Origin of the sequence: Streptomyces sp. (assembly GCF_050698815.1) — a bacterium.
Classification (GTDB): domain Bacteria; phylum Actinomycetota; class Actinomycetes; order Streptomycetales; family Streptomycetaceae; genus Streptomyces.
This window is the reverse complement of record NZ_JBOHCV010000557.1, coordinates 1-10,723: the sequence shown is the minus strand read 5'-3', so window position 1 is coordinate 10,723 and position 10,723 is coordinate 1. Positions and strand designations below refer to the sequence as shown.

General features: G+C 71.1%; 8 protein-coding genes. 2 read left to right on the top strand and 6 right to left on the bottom strand.

Features of this window, described 5'->3' with window-relative positions; translation table 11 throughout:
- Nucleotides 1-236 precede the first annotated feature (236 nt).
- Nucleotides 237-1,136: an arginase family protein gene (locus ACRDP3_RS20150; protein ID WP_431518373.1), complete on the bottom strand. Its 900-nt coding sequence runs from the start codon at nt 1,134-1,136 to the stop codon at nt 237-239.
- 206 nt (nt 1,137-1,342) lie between these two features.
- Between ACRDP3_RS20150 and ACRDP3_RS20145 the strand changes: the two genes are divergently transcribed.
- Nucleotides 1,343-1,759, top strand: coding sequence for a prevent-host-death protein (locus tag ACRDP3_RS20145; protein ID WP_431518372.1), 417 nt, complete (start codon nt 1,343-1,345; stop codon nt 1,757-1,759).
- Nucleotides 1,756-2,181 (top strand): cytotoxic translational repressor of toxin-antitoxin stability system, encoded by a 426-nt coding sequence (locus ACRDP3_RS20140; protein ID WP_431518371.1) that lies wholly within the window; start codon nt 1,756-1,758, stop codon nt 2,179-2,181. The genes ACRDP3_RS20145 and ACRDP3_RS20140 overlap by 4 nt, the downstream gene beginning before the upstream one ends.
- 59 nt (nt 2,182-2,240) lie before the next feature.
- Here ACRDP3_RS20140 and ACRDP3_RS20135 read toward each other — a convergent pair whose 3' ends face one another.
- The 5 genes from ACRDP3_RS20135 to ACRDP3_RS20115 form a co-directional block, all read right to left on the bottom strand.
- The gene (locus ACRDP3_RS20135; RefSeq protein WP_431518370.1) at nt 2,241-3,449 is read right to left on the bottom strand and encodes an RNA polymerase sigma factor; all 1,209 of its coding nucleotides are present in this window, start codon (nt 3,447-3,449) and stop codon (nt 2,241-2,243) included.
- 63 nt (nt 3,450-3,512) lie between these two features.
- Entirely contained in the window at nt 3,513-3,869 is a 357-nt protein-coding gene (locus tag ACRDP3_RS20130) for a YciI family protein (protein WP_431518369.1), read from the bottom strand.
- 135 nt (nt 3,870-4,004) lie between these two features.
- The gene (locus ACRDP3_RS20125; protein WP_431518368.1) at nt 4,005-5,780 is read right to left on the bottom strand and encodes a sulfatase; all 1,776 of its coding nucleotides are present in this window, start codon (nt 5,778-5,780) and stop codon (nt 4,005-4,007) included.
- Nucleotides 5,781-6,009: 229 nt separating this feature from the next.
- Entirely contained in the window at nt 6,010-8,733 is a 2,724-nt protein-coding gene (locus ACRDP3_RS20120) for a LuxR C-terminal-related transcriptional regulator (RefSeq protein WP_431518367.1), read from the bottom strand.
- Nucleotides 8,734-8,789: 56 nt separating this feature from the next.
- Nucleotides 8,790-10,616, bottom strand: a complete 1,827-nt coding sequence (locus tag ACRDP3_RS20115; protein WP_431518366.1) for a TIGR03767 family metallophosphoesterase — start codon at nt 10,614-10,616, stop codon at nt 8,790-8,792.
- Between the last annotated feature and the right edge of the window lie 107 nt (nt 10,617-10,723).

Below are 10,723 nucleotides of genomic sequence, written 5' to 3'. Positions count from 1 at the left end.
GCAGGACGGCGCCGCCACCCGTCCTCTCCGGGGCGGCGGTGTACCAGGAGCCGGCGCCCGCGCTCACCGCCCCCGCCCCCGGCGCCACCGTGACCGACAGCACGAGGAGGGTGGCCACCAGCAGGAGCAGCTGACCGAATCGTCTGTGATGCCTGATTATCCTCATATATCTGGTGTACCTCAATTCGAACAATCAGACCAGAAGGACGTGACTCCGGCACCCGCCGCCGAGGCCCTCACACATCCGGCCGGGCACATATCCGGCCGAGGTGGTCCGTGATGCGGCGGGCGTGCTCGAGGCCGGGATCGAGGTCCGGGTTGTAGATGCACACGGTCATCCCCAGACAGTCCGGGGCCCGCAGCGCCGTGGTGGTCAGGGCTGTCAGCTCCGGCCAGGTCAGGCCGCCGGGCTGCGGGTAGTCGACGGCGGGCAGGGCATCGGTGGACAGCACGTCGAGGTCCACGTGCAGCCACCAGCCGCCGGCCCGGCGCAGGATGCGGTCGGTGGCGTCACGCGCGTACACCGCCGGGGCGTCCGGGGACGAGCCGAGATCGTCGGCCGTACGCAGGAGGATCCTCCCCGCCACCGACGGAATCCGGTGCTCCGCCAGCTCCTCCGCGTCGCGGGGCCCGAGCGCGACGACGGCGCCGGGGTCCAGGCTGGGCAGCAGCCTGGTCAGTGAACTCGGCAGGTTCTCACGGTGCAGTCCCAGGAGGAGGCCGAGCTCGCAGTCGGCGGCCTCGCCGGTGGTGCTGCGGTCCGGTGCCCAGGCGTCCTCGTGTCCGTCGACGAACAGCAGACCCACCTCCCCGGCCACATCGGCCGCACCGCGCAGGCAGCCCAGCAGGACGGGGCAGTCACCGCCGAGCACGAACGGACGTTCGCCGTCGCGCAGGCTGCCGGCGACCGCATCACGCAACGAAGCCGTGACCCGCTCCAGGCTGTCGAGCGACTTCAGCCCCGACCGCGCGTCCCGCTCCGGGCTGAGTACGCCGACGTCGACGTCACCGGCGTCGCGGATGGGCCGCCGGTGCTCCAGCAGGCTGATGAGCCCGGCGTCGCGCAGCGCTCGCGGCGCCCGCGCCACCCCCTCGGGGCGGCCGGCGGAATTGAAGGGAACGCCGAAAACTCTCACTCGCGCCTCCCGCCGGCGGATCGACGTCAGCAGGTGTTCCGACTTCCCACGGCAGACGGAATGACTCAGCCCTCGCGGTACGCATTGAGGAGCGCCGCCGCATACATAACGCGGAAAGGTCGGGTTGCCGGGAGTCCAAGTACGTGACGTACTTGACGTACTTCCCAGGGCCGCGCCATTCTGGAACGAAGACGAAGGAGGGCACTGTGTCCGGTGTGCACTATGAGAGCTACACGGAGGCGCGTACGCACCTCAAGGATCTCCTTGACGCGGCCGACGAGGGCCGGGTGGCAACGGTGCGCCGGGACACGGGCCGGGCCGCGGTCGTGGATGTCGAGCGACTGCGTCACTACCTGGCCATGGTCTGCCCGTCGACCGCACAGGTCGTGGCCGAAGCGGGGGGCTGGTCGGTGTTCGTTCCCGGCCTTCCGGTGGCGGCGGACGGAGCGACTTTCGATGAGGCCATCGGTGAAATGGTCGATGCGCTGCGCGAGTACGCCGAAGACTGGCAGGACCGTCTGCGCACGGCTCCCAACCATCAGGAAACCTGGGGCTTGGTGCAGATGATAGCTCTCAGTGACGACCAGCAGTTGGCCGATTGGCTGGTAGGGGCGGGTCGGTGAACCGACCACAGCCCGACCGTGAGCGCCATGAGCGGTTCTGTGGCACGGAGAACTGGGTGCGGGTGCGCGATGCGCGCGGGCGCACCGGTACCCATCACCTCACCTACGAGCTGACACTTCGCGACGGGCGGGTCCTGCGCACGCGGATCTCGCACCCGGTGGACCGCACGGTCTACGGCGCGGCGATGTGGAGTCACATTCTGCGTGACCAGCTTTCCGTCTCCGCGGACGAGTTCTGGGACTGCGTGCTGCACGGCCGCCTTCCGGACCGGGGGGTCCCACCGGTGCCCAAGGAAGCGCTGCCCGCCGACCTGGTGTACCTGCTGATTCACCGGGTCGGTCTGGCAGAGGGGGCAGTGGCCGGGCTGACCAAGGAAGAGGCGGTGGCCCGGCTTCAGCGGTACTGGACCGAAGGAACCTGAGTAGCCGGGGGTGTGGAGAAGGCGGCGGGGCGCCGGCGTGGACGGATGCCGGCCGCGCGCTACGCGGAGCGTGCGGCCCGTGCCAGCAGCAGCTCCCGCTCGCGCGCGTTGCGGGTCAGGGACGCCGCCCGTTCGAACTCCGCGCGCGCCTCCTCCTCCCGCCCCAGGCGCTCCAGCAGATCTCCCCGGACGCTCGGGAGCAAGTGGTATTCCCGCAGGGCTGGTTCGGCCGCCAGTGCGTCCACCAGCCGCAGGCCGGCCGCGGGGCCTTCCGCCTTCGAGACGGCGACCGCCCGGTTCAGCTCGACCACCGGGGACGGGGTCAGCGTCATCAGGCGGCCGTACAGGGCGGCGATCATCGCCCAGTCCGTGTCCGACTGCGCGTGGCACGCGGCGATCGCGGCCTGGACGGAGTACGGGCCGTGGCCCGCCCGTCGCAGGGCCTCGACGCCCCGGTGGATGAGCATGCGGTTCCACTTGGCGCGGTTCTGGTCGGCGAGCAGCACCGGCTCGCCGTCGGGGCCGGTACGGGCCCCGAGGCGGGAGGCCTGGAACTCCAGGAGCGCGGCCAGGCCGTGGACTTCGGGCTCCTCGGGCATCAGCGCCGCCAGGACGCGAGCCAGCCGGAGCGCGTCCTCGCACAGAGCGGGGCGCACGAGGTCGTCGCCGGCCGTCGCGGAGTAGCCCTCGTTGAAGACGAGATAGATGACCTCGAGGACCGACGCGAGGCGGGCTTCCCGGTCGGCGCCGTACGGGACCTCGAAGGGGACGCCGGCCTTGGCCAGCGTCCGTTTCGCGCGGACGATCCGCTGGGCGACCGTCGGCTCCGCGGCCAGGAACGCGCGGGCGATCTCCTCCGTCGTCAGGCCGCCCAGCAACCGCAGCGTGAGCGCGACCCTGGCCTCCGTGGACAGCACGGGATGGCAGGCGGTGAAGATCAGCCGCAGCAGATCGTCGGCGATGTCGTCCGCCTCGGCGATCTCCGGCTCGGGGGACGGCATGTCCTCCAGGGTCCGCCCGACCTCCGCCAGCTTGCGCGCGTAGGTCTCCTTGCGGCGTACGAGATCGATCGCGCGGTGCTTGGCGGTGGCCATGAGCCAGGCCCCCGGCTTGTCCGGGACACCCGATTCCGGCCACTGCTCCAGTGCGGCGACCAGCGCGTCCTGCGCGAGCTCCTCGGCGATGCCCACGTCCCGCACGATGCGGGCGACACCGGCGATGATCCGCGCGGACTCGATCCTGAAGACCGCTTCGACCGTTTCTGTCACGCTTGCCGCCGCCACGGCCACCTATCAGAGCAGCCGCGGCGGGGCGGGGCAAGCGGGGCCGTATCAGGCCTCGGCGATCTCGCGGACCTCGGCGGTGACGTTCCAGTGCGCCGGGTGGATTTCCAGGAACCTCTTGGCCCACTCCAGCGCCTCGGCCTTGTCCTTGGCCTGGATGAGGGAGTAGCCGCCGACGACTTCCTTGCTCTCGGTGAAGGGCCCGTCGGTGTAGCTGACCTTGCCGCCGGACCAGGTGGCCCGGGTGCCCTCGGAGGTCGGGGTGAGCCCGGCGGTGTCCAGCATGACCCCGGCCTTGGTGATCTCCTCGAGCAGCGCGCCCATGCGCTCATCGAACTCGGGGCCGGGGTTGTCGGCGGGGGCGTTCTGCTCGTCGATGCGAATCATCGTCAGGTAACGCGGCATGGTGACTCCTCGGTAGGGAGGGCGGGGGCTTTTCCCCGCCTCTCACCCCTGCGTCGAACGGAAGGCGGCCGGATCGACAGCTCCCCCGGAATTCTTCTGAGGTTTTTCCGTGCAGGCCACCCGTGGATGGTCCGGTCACTGCGCCGGCCGCGGGCCGTAGGCGGTCAGGAAGCGGTCGCGGAAGGTGTCCATCCGCCAGGACGGTGCCTTCGGGCCGGGCTTCAGCCCGTCCTGCCAGCCCCAGCCGGATATCCGGTCCAGCACGGCCGGGTCATGGGCGACGACCGAGACCGGTACGTCCCGGCTGACGTGGTTGCCGGTGACGACGGGGTTGGGCTGGTGGTCGCCGAGGACGACGAGCACCGTGTCGTCGTCGCCGTACTTCTGCACGTAGGAGGTGAGGCTGTGCAGCGAGTACTCGATGGAACGCCGGTACTCGGTGCGCACCTGGTCGGGGTCCCTCCATACCTCTTTCGGGTCCTTCCCGGCCTTCTTGATGCCGTGGTAGACCGAGCCGTCACCGACCTCGTCCCAGCCGATCATCCTGGGCAGGGGCGCCCAGGGGTTGTGGCTGGTGGCCAGGACGATCTCCGCCATCAGCGGCCCGCGGTCAGGCTTGCCGTGCTCCAGGCGTTCGAAGGCCTTCAGGCTGTACTGGTCCGGTACGGGCGACCAGCTGAACTTCGGGCCCCGGTAGCCGAGGTCCCTGGAGTCGTAGACGTGGTCGAGGCCGTAGAACTTCCCTTCCGGCCAGGCCTTGGTGACGCCGGGCATGATGCCGGCCGTACGCCAGTCCCCGGTGCGCCGGAAGGCCTCGGTGAGGGTCAGCCGGTCGCTGGAGGTGACGGTGCGATAGCGCTGCTGGTTCGATACCCACAGGCCGGACAGGAAGGTGGAGTGGGCCAGCCAGCTGCCCGCGCCCGCCACCGGGGAGGTGAGGAAGGCGCTCCGGGAGGAGAACCCGGCCTCGCGCAGCCGGCTGTTCCCGTCCTCGAGCGCGGCGCCGACCTGCGGTGCCATCCTCGGGTCCTCGACCGCGCTGCGGCCGTAGCTCTCGATGAAGGCGAAGATGACGTCCTTGCCGCGCAGCCCGGTCAGCAGTCGGTCCGGCGGGGTGTCGCGGAAGTCGTCGACGGCGGCGACCTCGGCGAACGCCTGCTCGTCCTTCAGCCCCGCCCGGACCATGTGCGCACGGTTCTCGACGAGCTTGGCCGAACTCCTGGACGCGACCGGCACATCGGATATCTGCACGCCGAGCACCGCGCACATGCTCCAGACGATGCCGAGTATCAGGGTGGTACGGGTCGCCGTGGCGCTGTGCCGGACCACGAGGTGACTCAGCCGGACGACCGCCAGCGTCATCAGGACGAGCAGGGCGAGGACGAGGACCACGATGCCGGTCACGGCACCGATCGCGCCGGCCCGGCCGAAGGAGTCGCTGAGGAACGCCTCGGCGTCGTCGAACAGGATCCAGTCCAGCACCATGTCGAACGGCCGGTCCATGAGCGAGCGGAAGCCCATGTCGAGGAACTTCAGGATCGTCAGCAGGCCGAGACCGACCCCGGCGACCACCGCCGCCACCCGCCTCGCGGCCGGCGGCAGGACCAGCAGCACGGCGGCGCCGAATATCGCTTCCAGAGGGATGCGCAGGAACGCGCCGGGCGTGAGGCGGGCCAGCTCGTTCGGCAGCAGGAGGGCGACGAACACGAGCGCGGCGGCCCCGCCCGTGGTCCCCCACGTCACGGCCCGCGCCTTGGCCGGGTGCCGGTCCCGCCAGCCGGCTGTCTCTGCTCCGGCCCCCTCTCCGCCCTCGCCACCGGTGGCGTCGTCCGCGACGTCACCGTCCGGGCGGCCGGCCGTCTCGTCCGGGTCCGGTGGCTGCGGCTGAACAGAGCGCGTGAAGAGCGACAACCCGAAGGTCCTTCCGTGCGTAGCCCGGTGGTGGCAGGGCGGACCAGGCTCGGAAGAGGCAGGCCGCCACCATCTGTACGGTTCGCCGGCGACTTCGGTTCAGTCACCAGCCGAGCGGGAGCGTACGCCGGTGCGGACGAACGAACCGGCGAGTTGGCCGGTCCGTACAACAATCGGTCCGCGGACTCCCCCTCCCGGGTCGAGCCCTGGACGCACCTGCGGCGCGGCGCTACGCCCCGACGCCGGGCTGCCGGGACAGCCCCAGCCGGGCGGCGAGTTCCCGGCGGGTGGCGATGCCGAGCTTGGCGTAGACCTTGTGCAGGTGGTTGTCGACAGTGCGGACCGACAGGGTCAGGGCCGCCGCGATCTCCTTGCTCGTCCCGCCGGCGGCGGCCAGGGCGGAGATCTCGCGCTCCCGGCGGGTCAGGGGAGCCGTGGTCCGTACCGCGTCGAGGAGCGGTGTCCGGGCCCCTTGGCAGTGCGTTGCCGCGATGTCCGCGCAGCGAACGGCCGCGGCGGTCGCCTGCCGCTCCTCACCGCCGCGGCGCCAGAGATCGGCGGCCGCCGCGGCGGCCTCGGCGGCGAGCAGATACGCGCCCATGGCCTCGAGTTCCCCCGTGGCGTCGATCAGTCGCCCCGCCGCACCCGCGGCGAGCGCCGAGGCCAGCCGGGCCCGCGCGGCCGCCAGTTCACCGTCGCACGTGTCCGCGATGCCGGCCAGGCGCCCAGCGGCATCCTTCGCTCCGCCCAGCCTCACGACGTCGGTCAGCAGCAGCCCTTCCGACGTGACGTGCCCGCTGGCACGGGCCGCGTCGGCGGCCTGACGGAGGACGTGGCGGGCCTTGCTCTCGTGGCCGCCGGCCGCGAGCAGCCAGGCTTCACCGAGGTGTTCCTCTCCGGTGGAGAAGTAGCCGGGAGGCCCCTCGGGCAGTTTCCGGTGTTCCGTACGGGCCTTCCGGGCCGCGTCCACGTCACCGAGGACGGCCGCGCAGGCGGTGAGACCGCTCAAGGCACTGCGCAGCGCCTTGACATGGTGTTCCCTGCGGGCGAGCGCTGCCACTTCGGCGTACATCCGGCGGGCCGTGGCGGGCCGGCCGGCCAGCCATTCCGTACGGGCGCCGAGCAGCGCGGGGAAGACCCGCACGATCGGGCTGTGCCGGGCGAGTTCACGGCTCACGCTCTCGCAGAGCGCGGCGGCGTCGGCCAGCCGGCCCGCCTCCGCGAGCGCGAGGACCAGGGAGCCCTGCTGTACGGCCGGGTGGGCGGGCCGTCCCTCCTCGGGGGCCAGCAGGTGTGCGGCGTGGGCTTTTCCGGCCCAGACCACGGCCTCCTGGACGCGGCCCACCAGGGCCAGGGCAAGGGTCCGCACCGCCGCCCCGCACAACCACAGCCGCCTGTCGGGTGCCTGGTCGATGTCGGGTTCGAGCAGGTCCAGCAGTTCCAGGCCGGCGGCGGGCTGGCCGCACGCGAGCCTGATGAAGCCTTCGTTGGTCAGCAGCGGATCGCGGACGAGCTGTCCCCCATGGCCTTCGGCATGGGAGGTACCCCCAGCATCGGCCACGGCGGCTTCGTTGACCTCGAGGATCGCGGGGAGCGGCGCGTTGCTCACGACGAGGTTCGTCGTCCTGGTCACGGTGATCGCGATGCGCTCCAGCTCGTCACCGGCGGACTCCGCCGCCTCGGCGAGTGCGGCGTCGGCCGGTTCCCAGCGGCCCGTATGGAAGAGCGCCTCACCCCGCATGAGCCGGGTCCGGGTGTCGTGGTGCTCCTCCGGGAGCGCGTCGAGGAAGGCGAGCGTCCGCGGATGGTCGTAGGCGTAGTGCGCGAGGGAGGCGGCGCGCAGCAGCAGGGCCGGATCGGCCGCACCCGAGGCGTCCAGCCGCCAGGTGGCGATCCGCAGCGCGTCACCCCGCCGGCGTGCCCCGTACGCCTCGATCCGGTCGGCCTGGCCGAGCAGGGCCGCCCGGTAGCCGATCGCGGGCACGCCGGCGCGCAGGACCTCCTCGTACAGGGGATGGGCCAGCGAGACCCGGGTGCGCCGCCGGTCGGTGCCGAACCGGATCAGGCCGTTGCGCTCGAGGCGCGCCAGTACCTCCGGCGGGGCGGCCGCCTCGACCGCGGCCAGCGGAAGTGACCCGCAGCAGGCGAGGAGTTCGAGCGCGGTGCGGGCACATCCGGAAACGGCGTCCACCTTCGTACGGATGAGCTCGGCCAGCCGCATCGTGCTCCGCCCGGCCCGGGGGCTCATCTCCCAGACCTCACCGTCGCTCGCCAACTCCTCGTGTTCCAGGGCGCCCTGGACGAGCTCGCGCAGAAAGAGCACGTTGCCGCCCGAGACCTGATGCAGGTCCCGCACCGTGCCCCGGCCCACCGGCCCCCCGAGGACCTCGTGCAGCAACGCCTCGGTCCGAGGCTGGTCGAACTCCTTCAGTTCGACGTGCCGGACCGTCTCTCCGGACGTCAGTGCCTGCACCGGCCCGGTGGAGCACTGTTCGTCCTCTCCCGTGCGGAGCGTGGCGATGAGCGTGACCACACCCGCGTCCATCAGCTGACGCAGCAGCATCGCCGAGGTGGCGTCCAGCAGATGGATGTCGTCGACGAACACCGCCCACCGGTCCCGGCGGTGCGCTCCGCCCAGGGCATCGGCCACCACGGCGAACCCCCGCACCGGGTCGGAGAGATCGACCCCTGCCGGGAGCAGGTGTGCGACCGCCCCGAGTGGAACCGTCCCGGCGGCCGTGCTCGCCATGGCTCGCCCGGTCCGGAATCCGGCCCGTCCGGCGCCGGCGAGACATTCCTCGGCCAGGCGCGACTTGCCCACACCGGCCGGCCCGACGATGACCACACCGCAGCACCCGCCGCCGGTCAACGCCCGCGTGAGGTACGCGAGCTCCTCGTCCCGTCCGGACAAGGGCCAGCGTGCCCTCGGAGCCGGAACGCGCGAGCTCTTCATGCGGGCGATGGTACGCATCCCGCGTTCTTCCGGCCCGGCCCGCACGGGTACGTGCGTCAGCGGGCGGGCGCCTGCTTCCGGCGGGCCGGGGAGCCGTGCCCGGTGACCTTCGCGGGCGCGCCCGCGACGTCGGACAGCGGGAACGGAGCCGGGAGCAGCAGCTCGGCATTGCGGTCCTGATCGCCGCCCCGGTGCGTGAGGTCCACCTGGAGGTCGTTGACGGACAGCTCCCGTGCAAGTGACGCCAGCGCCTCGGGGGTGTGGATGTCACCGCCGTTGGTCAGAGGCGCGTCGATGTCGAGCACGGTCGTGAAGACGGAGAGCGACTCCTTGCCCGCCGGGTCCTTCCCGGCCGCGATCTCGATGACCCGGCTCTGGACGGGCCAGTCGATGTGTGCCGCGGCGGACACCTCCCAGAAGCCGCCCGGCTTGGTGTGTTCCGCGGGCCGGGCGTGGGGCGTGATCTCGTTCCGGTGGGTGTGCCCGTTGGCCATCAGGATCACGTTCGGGAAGCGCAGGAGAAGGGCCTCGAGTTCCTCCCCCGAACGGTGATCGTCCTCGAGGTTCGTCATCGTGCGCAGGGGGTGGTGACAGAAGATGACGATCAGCATGTCCCGTACGCCCTGCTGGGTCACGGCGTTGCCCGACGCGTCGAAGTAGGTGCTGCTGCATTCCTTCAGACGCTCCTCGAGCCAGCCGAACTGCCCCTCGTCGATCCCCCCGTTCGCGTTGTGCGTGATGTTGTCGAGCCCGCCGGGATTCGTCGAGTCCAACGTGACGTACCGAATGGGGTCTTCGGCCCCGCCGGGTATCACGTAGTACGCCTTGTCGCTGCCCGCGGCGAATCCGTGGCCCACCGGCAGCCCGCTGGTCCGCTGGTGTTCCTCGATGAACTCCGCCGGACTGAGCAGGCGCCGGTGCGGGTCCGCTGTGACGTCCTCCGACTCCACGCCGTCGAACACCGCCTCGATCACGTCGAGGAGATCGAGGTCGTCCATGTTGTCGGGGAGGTCCGGACCCTCGGTCCACTTGGACCCGTTGACGGTGTGGTACTTGAGCGAGTGGAAGAAGGGCAGATCGGTGCCGATCGGCAGATTGCCCTGGACCATCACGTCGTGATTCCCGTACACGGCGTACCACGGCATGCCAAGCCCGGTGGCGCCGAACGGTGTGCGGGCGGCACCCAGCAGGCCGGGGATCTGCGGGAATCCGCGCCGGCCGTACCTGTTGGAGGACTGAACCGGATCTTCGGGACGCCAGTAGTGGTCGCTCGGCCCGAAGGTTCCGTTCGCGACGCTCTCGTCCTTGCCGAGCGAACCGGAGTCCGCTCGCACGGACGTGCCGCCGTCGAGGAGATCGATGTACCAACGGGTCTCGTTGAGCTGGGCGTTGTCGACCGCGTCGCCGGTCACCACCGTGAAGGCCAGCGGGAGGCCGGTCCGGGGGCCCTCGCCGAGCTGCTTGAGAGAACGGCACATCGCATCGACGAGGTGCAGCGACAGGAACTCGTGCGCACGGTATGCCGCACCGAAGGGCCAGCCCGAGTCCGGGTTGTCGTTGTACCGGTCCAGGAACTCCACGCGGGACGGCGACTGGTCATCGATGATGTGGAGATCGCTCAGATGCCCGAACGCCACCAGCGGCCGCAGTTGCTGAGCCCGTACCGGCGTGATGTCGGTACGCAGAACGTGCTCCTCGCCCTTCCCTTCGACGAGTTTCCGGTAGCCGCGGGCATCGGGCGGGCCGGGCAGCACCGTCTTGCTCAGCGTCGTCCCGGCACCCCCTCGTGCACGGGCCACCCGGGAACCGGCAAGGGCGGCTCGCCCCATTCCGCCGGCATCGATGGCCGCGGCGGCCACCCCCGCAGCGGTAAAGGTCAGCATCTTCCGACGGGAAACCGACACCTGGTCACCATTCCTCACTCAGGAACATCCCGCCGGTCAGTGCGAGAGCCCTCCGGTACGGCCGGGTGGATTCTCGAACGGAGCCC

Coding starts and splice junctions, on each gene's coding strand:
- ACRDP3_RS20120 (WP_431518367.1), bottom strand. CDS start 8,733: ATGAAGAGCTCGCGCGTTCCGGCTCCGAGGGCACGCTGGCCCTTGTCC.
- ACRDP3_RS20130 (WP_431518369.1), bottom strand. CDS start 3,869: ATGCCGCGTTACCTGACGATGATTCGCATCGACGAGCAGAACGCCCCC.
- ACRDP3_RS20115 (WP_431518366.1), bottom strand. CDS start 10,616: ATGCTGACCTTTACCGCTGCGGGGGTGGCCGCCGCGGCCATCGATGCC.